Origin of the sequence: Xenophilus arseniciresistens, from assembly GCF_028023875.1 — a bacterium.
Classification (GTDB): domain Bacteria; phylum Pseudomonadota; class Gammaproteobacteria; order Burkholderiales; family Burkholderiaceae_C; genus Xenophilus; species Xenophilus arseniciresistens.
This window is the reverse complement of record NZ_JAQIPB010000008.1, coordinates 14,539-29,254: the sequence shown is the minus strand read 5'-3', so window position 1 is coordinate 29,254 and position 14,716 is coordinate 14,539. Positions and strand designations below refer to the sequence as shown.

18 protein-coding genes are annotated in these 14,716 nt (G+C 70.0%); 2 read left to right on the top strand and 16 right to left on the bottom strand.

Going from position 1 to position 14,716, the window contains the following annotated elements; genetic code table 11:
- Positions 1-63 precede the first annotated feature (63 nt).
- The 15 genes from tolA to mltG form a co-directional block, all read right to left on the bottom strand.
- Positions 64-1,074, bottom strand: a complete 1,011-nt coding sequence (gene tolA / locus PGB34_RS16510; protein WP_271429207.1) for a cell envelope integrity protein TolA — start codon at positions 1,072-1,074, stop codon at positions 64-66.
- Positions 1,075-1,093: 19 nt separating this feature from the next.
- On the bottom strand, positions 1,094-1,540 hold the full coding sequence (locus PGB34_RS16505; RefSeq protein WP_271429206.1) for a biopolymer transporter ExbD: 447 nt from the start codon (positions 1,538-1,540) through the stop codon (positions 1,094-1,096).
- A gap of 31 nt (positions 1,541-1,571) precedes the next feature.
- The gene (gene tolQ, locus PGB34_RS16500; RefSeq protein ID WP_271429205.1) at positions 1,572-2,285 is read right to left on the bottom strand and encodes a protein TolQ; all 714 of its coding nucleotides are present in this window, start codon (positions 2,283-2,285) and stop codon (positions 1,572-1,574) included.
- 84 nt (positions 2,286-2,369) lie between these two features.
- Entirely contained in the window at positions 2,370-2,894 is a 525-nt protein-coding gene (gene ybgC / locus PGB34_RS16495) for a tol-pal system-associated acyl-CoA thioesterase (protein WP_271429427.1), read from the bottom strand.
- A gap of 14 nt (positions 2,895-2,908) precedes the next feature.
- Positions 2,909-4,057 carry a pyridoxal phosphate-dependent aminotransferase gene (locus PGB34_RS16490; RefSeq protein ID WP_408647913.1) on the bottom strand — a complete coding sequence of 383 codons (1,149 nt, stop codon included), beginning with the start codon at positions 4,055-4,057 and terminating at the stop codon, positions 2,909-2,911.
- Between the two features lie 80 nt (positions 4,058-4,137).
- Positions 4,138-4,659, bottom strand: a complete 522-nt coding sequence (gene nusB / locus PGB34_RS16485) for a transcription antitermination factor NusB (RefSeq protein ID WP_333909036.1) — start codon at positions 4,657-4,659, stop codon at positions 4,138-4,140.
- On the bottom strand, positions 4,656-5,129 hold the full coding sequence (gene ribH, locus PGB34_RS16480) for a 6,7-dimethyl-8-ribityllumazine synthase (RefSeq protein WP_271429203.1): 474 nt from the start codon (positions 5,127-5,129) through the stop codon (positions 4,656-4,658). The genes nusB and ribH overlap by 4 nt, the downstream gene beginning before the upstream one ends.
- Positions 5,130-5,138: 9 nt before the next feature.
- Positions 5,139-6,293: a bifunctional 3,4-dihydroxy-2-butanone-4-phosphate synthase/GTP cyclohydrolase II gene (gene ribBA / locus PGB34_RS16475; RefSeq protein WP_271429202.1), complete on the bottom strand. Its 1,155-nt coding sequence runs from the start codon at positions 6,291-6,293 to the stop codon at positions 5,139-5,141.
- The gene (locus PGB34_RS16470) at positions 6,290-6,952 is read right to left on the bottom strand and encodes a riboflavin synthase (protein ID WP_271429201.1); all 663 of its coding nucleotides are present in this window, start codon (positions 6,950-6,952) and stop codon (positions 6,290-6,292) included. The genes ribBA and PGB34_RS16470 overlap by 4 nt, the downstream gene beginning before the upstream one ends.
- Positions 6,953-7,123: 171 nt before the next feature.
- A complete protein-coding gene (locus PGB34_RS16465) occupies positions 7,124-7,792 on the bottom strand; it encodes an ankyrin repeat domain-containing protein (protein WP_271429200.1) in 669 nt (222 codons plus the stop codon).
- On the bottom strand, positions 7,789-8,595 hold the full coding sequence (locus PGB34_RS16460; protein ID WP_271429199.1) for a TatD family hydrolase: 807 nt from the start codon (positions 8,593-8,595) through the stop codon (positions 7,789-7,791). Before PGB34_RS16460 ends, PGB34_RS16465 begins: the two co-directional genes overlap by 4 nt.
- Before the next feature lie 100 nt (positions 8,596-8,695).
- Positions 8,696-9,082, bottom strand: coding sequence for a PilZ domain-containing protein (locus PGB34_RS16455; protein WP_271429198.1), 387 nt, complete (start codon positions 9,080-9,082; stop codon positions 8,696-8,698).
- Entirely contained in the window at positions 9,079-10,107 is a 1,029-nt protein-coding gene (locus tag PGB34_RS16450) for a DNA polymerase III subunit delta' (RefSeq protein WP_271429197.1), read from the bottom strand. The genes PGB34_RS16455 and PGB34_RS16450 overlap by 4 nt, the downstream gene beginning before the upstream one ends.
- Before the next feature lie 10 nt (positions 10,108-10,117).
- A complete protein-coding gene (gene tmk / locus PGB34_RS16445) occupies positions 10,118-10,756 on the bottom strand; it encodes a dTMP kinase (protein ID WP_271429196.1) in 639 nt (212 codons plus the stop codon).
- Between the two features lie 4 nt (positions 10,757-10,760).
- The gene (gene mltG, locus PGB34_RS16440; protein WP_271429195.1) at positions 10,761-11,756 is read right to left on the bottom strand and encodes an endolytic transglycosylase MltG; all 996 of its coding nucleotides are present in this window, start codon (positions 11,754-11,756) and stop codon (positions 10,761-10,763) included.
- Positions 11,757-11,885: 129 nt separating this feature from the next.
- On the opposite strand from mltG, the gene ygfZ reads away from it, so the two are divergent.
- Positions 11,886-12,812 (top strand): CAF17-like 4Fe-4S cluster assembly/insertion protein YgfZ, encoded by a 927-nt coding sequence (gene ygfZ, locus PGB34_RS16435; RefSeq protein ID WP_271429194.1) that lies wholly within the window; start codon positions 11,886-11,888, stop codon positions 12,810-12,812.
- Between the two features lie 130 nt (positions 12,813-12,942).
- Entirely contained in the window at positions 12,943-13,806 is an 864-nt protein-coding gene (locus PGB34_RS16430; RefSeq protein ID WP_271429193.1) for a hypothetical protein, read from the top strand.
- Between the two features lie 8 nt (positions 13,807-13,814).
- Here PGB34_RS16430 and PGB34_RS16425 read toward each other — a convergent pair whose 3' ends face one another.
- Positions 13,815-14,705 carry a YbgC/FadM family acyl-CoA thioesterase gene (locus tag PGB34_RS16425; RefSeq protein ID WP_271429192.1) on the bottom strand — a complete coding sequence of 297 codons (891 nt, stop codon included), beginning with the start codon at positions 14,703-14,705 and terminating at the stop codon, positions 13,815-13,817.
- Between the last annotated feature and the right edge of the window lie 11 nt (positions 14,706-14,716).

Here is a 14,716-nt window from a genome sequence, read left to right as displayed (position 1 = left end):
ACTGACGCCGCCGCCTGCGCGAGCAGGGCCGGCGGCCTGCAGGCCCCGGCCCCGGCCCCGGCCTCAAGGCTTGGGCCGCAGCTCCACGATCAGCGGCGTGATGATGCGCCCGTCGATGTCGCGCGGCAGCTTGTCGGTCTTGCGCAGGCCGCCTTCGGCGGCGCGGTCCCAGCTCGGGTTGCCGCTGGACTTGTTGAGCTTGACGCCCACGATGGTGCCGTCCGGCGCCAGATTGACGAGGAACTCGGCCGTGGGGTTGCCGGCCACCGTCGACGGATCGAAGGTGATGTTCGGCCGCACGGCCGCGGCAATGCGCGCGCCGTAGCTCGACGAGGGGCCGCCCTGGCCCTGACCCTGGCCGGAGCGCGGGCCGGAGTTCTGCTCAGCCGTGCCGCCGGCCATGCCGCGCAGGCGGGCCAGCTGGTCCTGGCGGGCCTTCTCGGCTGCGGCCGCTGCCTTTTCGGCGGCGGCCTTCTGGGCGGCCAGCTTCTCGGCCGCAGCCTTCTGCGCAGCCTGTTTTTCAGCGGCCTCGCGCTTCTTCTCTTCGGCCTGCTTGCGCTGTTCTTCCTCGCGCCGCTTTTCTTCCTGCTCGCGCTTGCGGGCTTCGGCCTGGCGTTCCTTCTCGCGCTGCTGCTGCTGTTCTTCGCGGCGGCGTTCCTCGGCCTGCTGGCGCTGGCGCTCCTGTTGCTGTTCGCGCTCGCGTTGGGCCTGCTGCTCGCGCAGACGGCGTTCACGCTCCAGCGCGATGTCCGGATCGGGCGCGGGCGGAGCCGGCGGCGGCGGGCGCACCGCGGGTGGCGGCGGCGGGGGAGGGGGTTCGGGCGCGGGAGCCGGCGGCGCGGGGGGCGGAGGCGGCGGCGGCGCCACGGCCGTGGACTGCGCGGCGCGCTGCACGGTGGCGGTCCACAGCTCGGCCTCGATGGCGTCGTCGTCGCCGCTTTCGCGCTTCCAGCGCACGCCCCAGGTCAGGGCGCCGATGAGCAGCGCATGCGCGAGCAGGGCAATGCCCACGGCGCGCAGCGTGCCCCGCTGGGGCGGCGGAGAGAACTCGGGGCGGTCGGCAGCCAGGCTCATGCGGTGCAACTCTTTCCCATCAGCGCTGCTGGCTGCCCGTGGCCGTCACCGACAGGCCCACGCGCTCGATGCCCGCGCGCTTGAGCTGGTTCATGGCCGCCACCACGGTTTCGTACTTCACGCTCTTGTCGGCGCTGATGACCACCGGCCGCTGGGCGTCGCCGTCCTGCGCGGTCTTCACGGCCTGGCCGATCTGGGCCATGGGGATGTCCAGGCCCGATGAGGAGCCCACGCTGGGGTCTCGCTTGAACTGCACCACGGTGTCGCTCTTGATGATGACCTCGAGCGGCTTGTCCTCGCGCTTGCTGGCGCGGTCCACCGTGGGCAGATTGATGACGCTGGGCGTGATCAGCGGTGCCGTGACCATGAAGATGATCAGCAGCACCAGCATCACGTCGATGAACGGGACCATGTTGATCTCGTTGATCGTGCGGCGGCCGCGGCCGCGGCTGGAAACGGCAGGCATGGGCGTTGTTTCTCCGTGCGCAGCAGCCGGCTCAGTGGCCCGAGGCGGCGGGGTTGGGCGTGGCGTTCTGGCCGGCCGACAGGTTGCGCTGCAGGATGTTGGAGAACTCCTCGATGAAGGTCTCCAGCGAAATGGCGATGCGGTCGATTTCGCGCGCGAAGCGGTTGTAGCCCACCACGGCCGGGATGGCCGCGAACAGGCCGATGGCGGTGGCCACAAGGGCTTCGGCGATGCCGGGCGCCACGGTGGAGAGCGTGACCTGCTCCAGCGCAGCCAGGCCCGTGAAGGCATGCATGATCCCCCACACGGTGCCGAACAGGCCCACATAGGGGCTGACCGAGCCCACGGTGGCGAGGAAGGACAGATTCGATTCGCCCGCGTCCAGCTCGCGCTGGAAGCTGGCCCGCATGGCGCGGCGGGCGCCGTCCAGCAAGGTGCCGGCATCGCTCACGCGGCGTTCGCGCAGCTTCTGGTACTCGCGCATGCCCGAGGCGAAGATGCGCTCCATGGGCCCGCCGTTCTTGGCGTTCTGCGCGGCCGAGGCAAAAAGCTCGTTGAGGCTGGTGCCAGACCAGAAATCGCGCTCGAACTCGTCGTTGAGTGCGCGCATGCGCTTGAGCGCGAAGTACTTGCGCACGATGGCGGCCCAGCTGGCGATCGAGACCGTGACCAGCAGCAGGACCACCAGCTGCACCGGCAGGCTGGCGTGGAGGAGGAGGGTGGTGATCGAGAGGTCTTGGTTCATGGTGTTCAGGTCAGACAACGGCCGGACTGCCTCTGGCGCTGACCCGGGCTTGGCATCGCCCTGGCCGGCGTCGGATGGGCAATGCTAGGAAAGGGGTTCGCGCGGGAATGCGGACAGGCCGCTTGCAAGGCCCGGGCCGTTCGCCACGGTGATGGAGCCTGGCACGGCCTTGAGGGTTCCCGTGACGGTGTCGGGGATGCGCGTCGGGCGCATGCGCTGGGCATCGACCCAGCCGATGCGGATCGTCCCTTCGCACAGCAGCTGGCGGCCGGCTTCGGCCGCCGGGTCCAGCCGGTAGGCCGCCTGCAGCATCACGATCGACGCGGTGCCAAGATGTTGCAGTTGTGTGGTGATGCACAACACGTCGTCCAGGCGCGCGGGGCGGTGGTACTTGAGCTGCGCTTCGCTCACAACGAACATGCCGCCGGTCTGTTCACGCAGCTCGCGCTGGTGCACGCCCAGGGCGCGCAGCCATTCGGTGCGCGCGCGCTCCATGTACTTCAGGTAGTTGGCATAGAAGACGATGCCGCCGGCATCGGTGTCTTCCCAGTACACGCGCAGCTGCAGCTCGAAGGGCTGGCCTTCGGCCTGGGGTGCGGCCTGGCGCATGGCGCAGTCTGCGTTCATCCCAGGGCGGCTTTCAGGCGGGTCACCGCCTCCTGCAGCTGAGGCATGGCGCTGGCGGTGGAAAAGCGGACGAAGCGGCCGGTCTGGTCGCGGCCGAAGTCGCGGCCCGGCGTGACGGCGATGTGGGCGCGCTTCATCAGTTCGAAGGCGAAGTCCCAACTGGCGTCGGCGCCCTCGATGCCCCAGCGGCGCGCGACGGCGCTGCAGTCGGCCCAGGCGTAGAAGGCGCCATCGGGCACCACGGGCACATCAAGGCCCAGGCTCTGCAACTGTGGAATGAACCAGTCGCGCCGCGCGCGGAACTCGCCGCGGCGGCGTTCGTATTCGGCAATGCTCTCGGGCTCGAAGCAGGCCAGGGCCGCGTACTGCGCCACCGTGCTGGCGCAGATGAACAGGTTCTGCGCCACGCGCTCGACCACCGGCACCAGCGCATCGGGCACCACCAGCCAGCCCAGCCGCCAGCCGGTCATGTTGAAGTACTTGCTGAAGCTGTTGACGCTGATGATCTGGTCGTCGATGGCCAGCGCGCTCTGTGCATAGGCCTCGTCGTAGGAAAGGCCCAGGTAGATCTCGTCGATCAGCGTCAGCCCGCCGCGCGCGCGCACCACCTCGTGGATGCGCCGCAGCTCATCGGGCGCCATGGAGGTGCCCGTGGGGTTGGAGGGCGAGGCGAGCAGCACGCCGCGCGTGCGCTCGGTCCAGGCGGCCTGCACCTTCGCGGCGCTGAGCTGGAAGCGCTCCTGCGCCGTGGTCGGGATCATCACCGCGCGCCCTTCGGCGGCGCTGACGAAATGCCGGTTGCAGGGGTAGCTGGGGTCGGGCATCAGCACGTCGTCGCCGGACTCGATCAGCGTGAGGCAGGCCAGCTGCAGCGCAGCCGACGCGCCGGCCGTGACCACGATGCGCCGCGCCGGCACGTCGATGCCGAAGCGCTGGCTGTACCAGCGGCTGATGCGTTCGCGCAGCTGCGGCAGGCCGGTGGCCTGCGTGTACTGCGTGGCGCCCGCGCGCACGGCGCGGGCCGCGGCCTCCTGCACCAGCGGCGGGGCCGTGAAGTCCGGCTCGCCGATGTTCAGGAAGACCATGGGCGAGTCGCCCTGGGCGACCTCGCGCGCCAAAGCGCTCGCGGCCTTGGCCACTTCCATGACATAGAAGGGCTCGATGCGTTCGGCGCGGCGGGCGATGCGCGGCGATGCGGCGGTGGAGCTCACGGCGGCCCGGGTGCTCAACGCAGGCGGCCGGCCGCGCGGTCGGCTTCGACTTCGAGCGAACGCAGCTTGGGCGCCAGGCCATTGAGCACGCCATTGACGTACTTGTGGCCGTCGGTGCCGCCGAAGTCCTTGGCCAGCTCGATGCACTCGTTGAGCACCACGCGCCAGGGCACGTCGGGGCAATGCAGGAACTCATAGGCGCCGATCCACATCACGGCGTGCTCGATGGGCGAGATCTCGCCCATGGGCCGGTCCAGCAGCGGCTTGATGAGCGCGTCCAGGTCTGCCTGCTCGGCGATGGCGCCGTGCAGCAGCGCGTCGTAGTGCGCCGAGTCGGCCTTGTGAAAGCCGGTGAGGTCGCGGGTGAAGGTGTCGATGGCCTCGGCTTCGTTGCGGCCCACCAGGTGCTGGTAGAGCGCCTGCAGCGCGAACTCGCGCGCCCGCGAACGGCCCGAACGGGCGGCAGACTTGCGCGCGGCCTTGAAGGCCGGGGCGCGCTTGTCCGAGGGAGGGGAGGAGGGGGCCTGGGCGTTCATCGGGCGGCTTTCGTCTGGGCCAGCAGTTGGGCCATTTCAACCGCAACCTGGGCCGCGTCACGGCCCTTCTCGCTCTGGCGGGCCACGGCCTGCTCCAGGTTCTCGGTCGTCAGGATCGCATTGGCGATGGGCAACTGGTGATCCAGCGACACGCGGCTGACGCCGGCGCCGGACTCATTGGCCACCAGCTCGAAGTGATAGGTCTCGCCGCGGATGATGCAGCCCAGCGCGACCAGGGCATCGAAACGCCCACTGGCCGCCAGGGCCTGCAGCGCCACGGGCACCTCGAGCGCCCCGGGCACATGCACATGGTGGATGTGCCCGGCCGAGACGCCCAGCGTGCCCAGTTCGGACAGGCAGGCCTGGGCCAGCGCGTTGGTGATGTCTTCATTGAAACGCGCCTGCACGATGCCGATGCGCAGGCCGCGCCCATCCAGCGCTGCGGCTGTTCCCTTGTTGGCTTCAAACATTTCTCTTGATCAGTCCTTGGTGACGTAGCCCAGGATTTCCAGGCCGTAGCCTGCAGCCATGCTGGGCATGCGCCGGGGCTTGCCCAGCAGCTTCATCTTGCTCACGCCGCTGGCCCGCAGCAGCTGGGCGCCCACGCCGTAGCTGCGCAGGTCCATGCGGCCGCGCTCGGGGGCCTGCGCGGGGCGGGCGGTGCCTTCGAACTGGGCCAGCAGTTCTGCGGCGCTTTCGCCGCAGTTGAGCAGCACGGCCACGCCCTTGCCTTCGGCCGCGATATGGGCCAGCGCCGCATCGAGGCTCCACGAGTGCATGGGGCGCTCGAGCTCGAGCACGTCCAGCACCGACAGCGGCTCATGCACGCGCACGGGCACCACGTCATCGGCATCCCACTGGCCGCGCACCAGCGTCAGGTGCACGTCGCCGCTGGGCGTGTCCTTGAAGGCGCGCAGCATGAAGGGCCCATGCGCCGTGCGGATCTCGCGCGCGCCGACTTCCTCGATCAGCGTCTCGGTGCGGCTGCGGTATTCGATCAGCGCGGCAATGGTGCCGATCTTCAGGTCATGCTCGGCGGCGAAAACCTGCAGGTCGGGCAGGCGCGCCATCGTGCCGTCTTCGTTCATCACTTCGCAGATGACCGAAGCGCTCGAGCAGCCGGCCATCGCGGCCAGGTCGCAGCCGGCCTCGGTATGGCCGGCGCGCATCAACACACCGCCGTCCACGGCCTGCAGCGGGAAGATGTGGCCTGGCTGCACCAGGTCGCTGGCCTTCGCGCCGGGCGCCACGGCCGCCTGCACCGTGCGGGCACGGTCGGCGGCCGAAATGCCGGTGGTCACGCCTTCGGCCGCCTCGATGGACACGGTGAAAGCCGTGGAATGCTTCGCGCCATTGCGCGTGACCATCGGCGGAAGGTTCAGCCGCTCGCACATGTCGCGCGAGAGCGTCAGGCAGATCAGCCCGCGCGCATGGCGCGCCATGAAGTTGATGGCCTGCGGCGTGATGTGGTCGGCCGCGATCACGATGTCGCCTTCGTTCTCACGGTCCTCCTCGTCCACGAGGATCACCATGCGGCCGGCGCGCAGGTCGGCCACGATTTCCTCGACCGACGAAATGGGGGCAACGCCCTGCGGCGCGGCGGCCGTGGGCAGGGGAGTGACGGAAGCGTTCATGGGTGAAGGGCAGAGGAGCCGGCGCCGGGCAGCACGCCGGCCTGGAGCATGCGCTCCACGTAGCGCGCCACGGTGTCGATTTCCAGGTTGACGGAACTGCCGGCGCGCAACTGGCCCAGGGCCGTGTTCTGCACCGTGTGGGGAATCAGGTTGATGCTGATCTCGCTGCCGCCTGCGGCGGGCAGGTCGAGCACGCGATTGACCGTCAGGCTGACGCCATTGACGGTGATGGAGCCCTTGTAGGCCAGAAAGCGCGCCAGTGCGGCCGGCGCCTGGATGCGCAGCTCCCAGCTTTCGCCCAGCGGCTCGAAATGGCTGACCGTGCCAATGCCGTCCACATGCCCGGAGACGATGTGGCCGCCCAGGCGGTCGTGCGCGCGCAGTGCCTTTTCCAGGTTCACGCTTTGGTCCACGGCGTCCAGGCCCGCGGTCTTGTCCAGCGATTCGGCCGAGATGTCGATGGTGAACACGCCCGAGGCCGGCTCGAAGGACGTCACGGTCATGCAGGCGCCGTTGAGCGCAATGCTGTCGCCGAGGCCGACGTCGTCGAGATAGCCCGCAGGCGCTTGGATGTGCAGCCGCTTGCCGTGGGCTGCGGAACTGCCGAGGTCGTGGACGGCGGCGATGCGCCCCACGCCGGTGATGATGCCGGTGAACATAGGGTGCGCATTTTCGCAGAGAAGCGGCACGTGCCCTGGGGTGCTTGGAAAAGAGTCTTCTTGGGGCTGAAGGCGGCGGTTTAGGTTGCCCTCGCCTTGATGCTTAAAAATATCCAATGTGTGTTATGTCAAATCAATGAGATTGAAGAAAGCCGCATGGCGGCCAGACCCTCACCACTTGCCCGTGCCGGGCCTTTGGGGTGCACGCGTGGCGGCGGCGCTGAGCAGCTCCATGGCATCGGTGCGATTGGCGCGCCGGGCGAAGTCCAGCGCGCTCAGGCCTTGCTCGTTCTTCATCATGATGTCCGCGCCTTCGGCCAGCAGCAGCTTCACGGCATCGGCGCTGCCGTACATGGCGGCCATCATCAGCGGCGTGGTGCCGTTGGGCGACTGGGCGTCGATGAAGGCGTGCTGATCCAGCAGTTGCTTCATGATGCCGACCTGACCGGCAGTGGCCGCATAGTGCAGCGGCGCCCAGCCGGTCTTGTTGACGGCGGCGTCGCGCTTGAGCAGCAGGTCCACGAACTCCTGCTGGCCCCGCAGCGCGGCCATCATCAGCGGGGATTCATCGCTGCCGTTGGTGGCGTTCACGTCGGTCTTCTTGATCTCGATCAGCGCCCGCGCCACCTTGGGCGAGCCTTCGCGCAGCGCGATGACCAGGGCCGTCTGCTTCTTGTCGTCCAGCGTGTTGGGGTCCATGCCCCGCTCGATCTGGCTGCGCACGGCATAGGGGTTGTCGGCCGCGACGGCGCGAAAGAAGTCCTCGCGCGGGCCAGCCGTCGTTGCGCAGGACACCGCGACAAGTGCGGCCGCCAGGAGGGATGCGGGCTTCAGGCTCATGCGGTCCTCGAAAGAAAAAGGTTGTCGAAGTTTCGGCTGGTCAGCTCGCCCACCGCGTCGGCGCTCATGCCGCGCAGTTCGGCGATCTGGGCCGCGACGAAAGGCACGTAGGACGGATTGTTGACCTTGCCGCGATAAGGCACGGGTGCCAGGTAGGGGCTGTCCGTTTCGATCAACAGCCGGTCCAGCGGGACGAAGCGCGCCACCTCGCGCAGCTCCTGCGCCTTCTTGAAGGTCAGGATGCCCGAGAAGGAGATGTAGAAGCCCAGGTCCAGCGCCGCGCGTGCCACTTCGGCCGTCTCGGTGAAGCAGTGGAACACGCCGCCAGCCGCCCCTGCCCCGCCCTGCTCGCCCTCTTCCTTGAGGATGGCGATGGTGTCGTGCGAGGCCTCACGCGTGTGGATCACCAACGGCTTGTGGACCTGTTGCGCCGCCCGGATATGGACGCGGAAGCGCTCGCGCTGCCATTCCATGTCGGCGATGCTGCGGCCGCCCTTGCGCTCCTCCATCTGGTAGTAGTCCAGCCCGGTCTCGCCAATGGCCAGAACCTTGGACCGGGCCGACAGGCTGACCAGTTCCTGCACAGTGGGTTCGCGCACGTCCTCGTTGTCGGGATGCACGCCCACACTGGCCCAGAAGTTGTCGTACTGGCTCGCCAGCGCGTGCACAGCTTCGAACTCCTCGAGCACGGTGCAGATGCACAGGGCGCGATCCACCCTCGCCTCCTGCATGGCGGCACGGATGCGGGGCAGCTCCTGCATGAGCTCGGGCATGCTCAGGTGGCAGTGGGAGTCGGTGAACATGGTGGGCAATGGGAAAGAGCGGCGGCGCGCGGTGTGGCGCAGCGTGCCAGTGGGAATGCGCGGCGGCAGCCGCGCTCGGGCAGGGCCGCGAGGCCGGGCCTCAGATGGTTTGCGTGGGGCGGTCCGCGCCCAGCGACGTGCCCAGCACGTCCTCGATGCGGGCCTTGAGCTGGCGCGACTTCTGGTCTGCGGGAAAGCGGATGCCCACGCCCGGCGAGCGGTTGCCGGCCGCGCGTGCGGGCGTGATCCAGGCCACCTTGCCAGCCACCGGGTAGCGCTGAGGGTCTTCGGGCAGCGTCAGCAGCACGTAGACGTCATCGCCCAGCCGGTATTCGCGCGTGGTGGGGATGAACACCCCGCCATCGGCGAACAGCGGAATGTAGGCGGCATAGAGCGCGCCTTTTTCCTTGATGGCCAACTGGATCACGCTGGGCCGGTGCGGCGCTGCGGGAGCGGTGTTGGCGACGGGAGTGGCTGGCTGGTTCATGGGCGGCGAGCGGCAGAGTTTAGGGCGCTTTGGGCGTCGCTGACCAGCGCCTCCAGCATGAGGCCCGCGTTGAACGGGTGTTCCGCGGTGCGGGCCGATTGCATCAGCGAGCGCGACCAGCGGCCCAGGATGCGATAGGACGGCGCGGGCGGCAAGTCCTGGGCCTCGAAAAAGCGCGTGGCTGCGCCAGAGCGCACAGCCAGCAGGTCGTGGCAGAGCTTGAGCAGCACGTCGATGGCCGCTGGCGGCGAAAGCTCGGCCAGCGCAGCCACCTCGCCGCGCGCCACGGCCCTGGGCAGCAGCGCCCAGGCCTTGGGCGAAGGGCCGCCGCGCGACAGGCGCAGCGCCATTTCGGGGCGCCCGCCCGCGGCGCGCAGCATGGCAGGCGCGTCAGCCGGCGCCATGCCCTGCGCGATGAGCCAGTCGCGCGCCTCGTCGGCCTCGGGCCAGGGCAAGGTGTAGGCCAGGCAGCGGCTGCGGATGGTGGGCAGCAACTGCCAGGCCGATTCGCTGGCCAGCACGAAGCGCATGTCGCCCGCGGGCTCCTCCAGCGTCTTGAGCAGCGCATTGGCCGAGATGGCGTTCATGCGCTCGGCCGGATACACCAGCACCACCTTGCCGCGGCCGCGGGCGCTGGTGCGCTGGGCAAAACCCACCGCGTCGCGCATGGCTTCCACGCGGATCTCGCGGCTGGGCTTGCGCTTCTTGTCCTCGATCTCGGCCTGTGCCTTTTCATCGAGCGGCCAGCCCAGCTCGTGCATGGCCACCTCGGGCATCAGCACGCACAGGTCGGCATGGGTGCGCACGGCAATGGCGTGGCAGCTCGGGCACTGGCCGCAGGCGCCCTGCTCCGGCTGGCCGGCATCACGCCGCTCGCACAGCCAGGCTGCTGCCAGCGACAGGCCCAGCTCGTACTGGCCCAGGCCCGAAGCGCCCTGCAACAGCCAGGCATGGCCGCGCTGGCGCAGCAGCGCCGTGCGCGCGCGGACCAGCCAGGGGGCCAGCGTGTCGGCTTCGCCGCTCACGTGGCGCTCCTCATGCGCCGATCCCCCGGCGCCGCAAGGCCGACTCGACCTGCACCCAGACCTGATCGCGCGGCTGGTTGGCGTCGATGCGCTCGAAGCGCGCCGCATCGCCGCGCGCGCGCGCGGCATAGCCTTCGGCCACGCGGCGGAAGAACTCGGCACTCTGGGATTCGAAGCGGTCCGGCACGCGGGCGGCGGCCAGGCGCTGCGCGGCCACCTCGGGCGGCAGGTCGAACCAGAAGCTCAGATCGGGCTGCAGCAGCGTGGCTTCTTGACTCTGCGCCTGCACCCAGCGCTCCAGCGTCTGCAGCACCTCCAGATCGAAGCCGCGGCCGCCGCCCTGGTAGGCGAAGGTGGCGTCGGTGAAGCGGTCGCACAGCACGATCTCGCCGCGCGCCAGGGCCGGGGCGATCACCTGCGTCACATGGTCGCGCCGGGCCGCAAAGACCAGCAGCGACTCGGTCAGCGCGTCCATGGGCTTTTGCAGCACCAGCTCGCGCAGCGTCTCGGCCAACGGCGTGCCGCCGGGCTCGCGCGTGCGCACCACGGTGCGCCCCGTGCCGCGCAGCCAGGCCTCCAGCGATTCCAGGTGGCTGGACTTGCCGGCGCCGTCGATGCCTTCGAGCGTGATGAAAAGACCTGTGCCCATTTCGCTACCTGCCCCGGATGTATTTGTTCACGGCCCGGTTGTGGCCATCGAGGTCTTCGCTGAAATGGCTGGTGCCGTCGCCGCGCGAGACGAAATAGAGCGAGCGCGTGCGCGCCGGCTGCACCGCCGCCAGCAGCGCCGCCTGCCCGGGCATGGCGATGGGCGTGGGCGGCAGGCCGGCGCGGGTGTAGGTGTTCCAGGGGGTGTCGGTCTGCAGGTCGCGCTTGCGCAGGTTGCCGTCGAAGGCCTCGCCCAGGCCGTAGATCACGCTCGGGTCGGTCTGCAGCAGCATGCCGGCACGCAGGCGGTTGGTGAACACGCCGGCGATTTCCGCGCGGTCGGCCGACTTGCCTGTCTCCTTTTCGACAATGCTGGCCAGAATAAGCGCCTCATCGGCCGTCTTGAGCGGCAGATCACTGGCCCGCGCAGCCCAGGCGGCCTCCAGCTTGCGGTCCATGGCACGCATGGCGCGCTGCAGCACGGCGATGTCGCTGGAACCCTTGGAATAGGTGTAGGTGTCGGGGAAGAAGCGGCCTTCCGGGTGCAAGCCAGGGCGGCCCACGGCCCGCATGAGTTGCGCGTCATCCATGCCCACGCTGTCGGGGCGCAGCATGTCGGCCTTGGCCAGGGCGGCGCGCACCTGGCGGATGTTCCAGCCTTCGACCAGCACCACGCTGCGCGTGGCTTCCTCGCCGCGCACCAGCACGGCCAGCAGGGTGCGCGGGGTCACGCCCCGCTCCAGCTCGTAGCTGCCGGCGCGGATCTGCCGGTCCTGGCCCGAAAAACGGAACCACCAGTAAAGAAGGCGGGGATCGACATCGACCCCGGCCTGGCGCACCAGTTGGGCCACGCCGCGCGGCGTGGTGCCGGGCTCCACCGGCAGATCGACCGCGGCCGAGGGCAGCTTGAGCGGCTGGTGCAGCCACCACAGGGCTGCGGTGCCGGTGCCCAGCACCAGCAGCGAAGCCAGCAGAAAGAGAGTGAGGAAGAAGCGACGCACGTGGATGGATTCGCGGGGGTGCGGCAGGGCCAGGCCCCTGGCCGCCGCATGCTAAACGCAGCGCCATGGCCCGCGCCGGACATGCCCCGCCCCACGGCAGGGCCGGGAGCCGGCCATGATAATTCAGCGATGACCGACCCCGTCTTTCAGGGTGTGACACCCGCACTTGCCCACCTGGGCGTGATCCAGGCCGAAGGGCCCGAGGCCGCCGCCTTCCTGCACGGCCAACTGACCCAGGATTTCGTGCTCATGAAGCCCGAGCAGGCCCGTCTGGCGGCCCTGTGCACGGCCAAGGGCCGCATGATCGCCAGCTTCATCGGCATCCGGCCCACGCCCGAGCGCGTGCTGCTGCTGTGCAGCCAGGACATCCTGGCCGCCACGCTCAAGCGCCTGTCCATGTTCGTGCTGCGGGCCAAGCTCAAGCTCAGCGACGTCTCGGCCGACTGGCACGTGCATGGCCTGGCCGGCGCCGCGCTGGCGGCCAACGGGCTCGACGCGCAGGCCGAACCCTGGCGCTGCCAGTCCGTGGGCGAGGCCTTCGGCATCAGCCTGTACCCGGCCGACGGCCAGCCCCGCGCGCTGTGGCTGGCGCCCGCGGCCAGTCCGCCCCCCGTCGGCGACGCCCTGCCCGAGGCCGGCTGGGCCTGGCAGGAGGTGCGCAGCGGCGTGGCCACATTGAGCGCGCCGGTGGTCGATGCCTTCGTGCCGCAAATGCTGAACTACGAATCCGTGGACGGCGTGAATTTCAAGAAGGGCTGCTATCCGGGCCAGGAAATCGTGGCGCGCAGCCAGTTCCGCGGCACGCTCAAGCGCCGCGCCTACCTGGTGAGCGCCGACGCGCCGCTGCAGCCGGGCCAGGAAGTGTTCGCCGCCAGCGACGCCGAGCAGCCCGTGGGCACCGTGGTGCAGAGCGCCGCCAGCGGCCAGGGCCCGTGGGCCGCGCTGGTGTCGATGCAGATCGCGGCGCTGCAGGCCGGCGCGCTGCATGCGGGCAGCGTGAGCGGGCCGCAGCTGCAGGTGCAGCCCCTGCCCTACGCGCTGCGCGAAGACATCTGAGTCGGGCAAGGCCTCCGCTCCCATCGCAGAGCCGGCCCCGCGCCGGCTTTTTTGCGCTCGCCTTGACCCCGCCGGCCGCGCTGCGCCGTAGAAGCCGCATCACCACTTCGTCAGAAAAAGGATGCGGACCATGAAGCGCAGACACTTCGCCGCCAGCGCTGCGCTGGCCACCCTGGCCCCCTGGCTGGCAGCGCCGGCCCCGGCGCGCAGCCTGATGCCCCCGCCCATCCGCACACGCACAGGCCGGCTCATGCAACTGAGCGTGCTGGACCGCGACAGCGGGCGCGAGCTGCCCCTTCACTTTCATGAAGGCGAATACTGGGTGGCCGGCCGGCCCGGCGCCCGCTATGCGCTGCGCGTGCACAACCTGCAGGGCGAACGCCTGTTGGCCGTGATGTCGGTGGACGGCCTCAATGTGCTGACGGGGCAGCGGGCTTCCGTGGACCAGGGCGGCTACGTGCTGGACGGCGGCGAGCGCGCGGATGTGGCCGGCTGGCGCAAGAGCGATGACCAGATCGCGGCCTTCGAGTTCACCGCGCCGGGCGATGCCTACGCCACCCGCACCGGCCGGCCCGAGCACCTGGGTGTGATCGGGCTCGCGCTGTTTCGTGAAAGAGCGCCGCTGCCTCCGCCGGCCGTGGCCTCGCGCAGCGAAGAGGCCCGCGCGCCATGGGCCGCCGATGCGGCCCGGGCCGAAGCACCCGCAGCCTCGACGGCCCGCCAGGCCGAACGTTCGCGCGCCCCGGCCGGCCCGGCGCCGCAACTGGGCACCGGCCACGGCGCGCGCGAGCATGCGCCGGTGAGCCGCACGCAGTTCACGCGCGCCCAGAGCCGGCCCGACGAGCTGATCCGCGTGCGCTACGACAGCCGCGAAAACCTGATCGCGCGTGGCGTGATCCCCGCGCCCCGCCCTTCGCGCCCGCAGGCGCCGCAGCCCTTCCCGGCTTCGCCCTCCGAAATGGGCTATGTGCCCGACCCGCCGCCGCGCCGCTGAGCTTCGGATCAGAGGGCCTTGCGCATCTCGATGTGCGGGATGCCCACTTCCTCGAAAGGCTCGCCGCTGACGGCGTAGCCCTGGCGCAGGTAGAAGCGCTCGGCGCTGCGCTGGGCGTTGAGGGCGATGGCGCGGTCGCCGCGCGCGCGGGCCACCGATTCCAGCTCGGCCATCAGCGCCTCGCCATGGCCGCCGCCGCGCAGCACGCGGTGCACGGCCACGCGGCCGACGTGGGCCACGCCCTGCGCATCGGCCGGCAGCAGGCGCGCCGCGCCCACCACCTGGCCCAGCCGGTTGCGCACCACGGCATGGGTGCTGCGCGCGTCATCCAGGTCCCATTCCATGTCTTCGGGGATGCCCTGCTCGTCGATGAAGACCAGGCGGCGCAGGCCGCCGGCCTCGGCGCCCAGCGTGTCCCAGTCGCCGGTTTCGACGCGCGTCATGGCTTCGCCGGCTTCGTAGCCGAGCAGGATCTCGCGCAGCGGCGCGGGCACGGGGCGCGAGGTCTGCGTGGCCGGATCGGCAAACACGTACACCAGCTCGCAGCCCACCAGGTACTGATCGCGGCGAAACAGCGCGCCGTCGAAGACCAGCGACGAGTTGCCGATGCGCCGGCACTTCATGGCCACGTCCAGCACATCGTCCACCCGGCCGGAGGCGCGGTAGTCCACCGTGGCCTTGCGCACGTACAGGTCGCCTTCCAGGTGCAGCATGGCCTCTTCATAGGGCAGGGCCAGCGCGCGCCAGTAGTCGGCGATGGCGGTGTCGAAGTACATCAGGTAGTGCGCGTTGAAGACGATCTTCTGCATGTCCACCTCGGCCCAGCGCACGCGCAGGCGGTGGAAGAAGCGGAAGTCCTCGCGCGCGGGCACGGTGCTTGTCTCTTTGTTGTCGCTCATGGGAGTGCTCT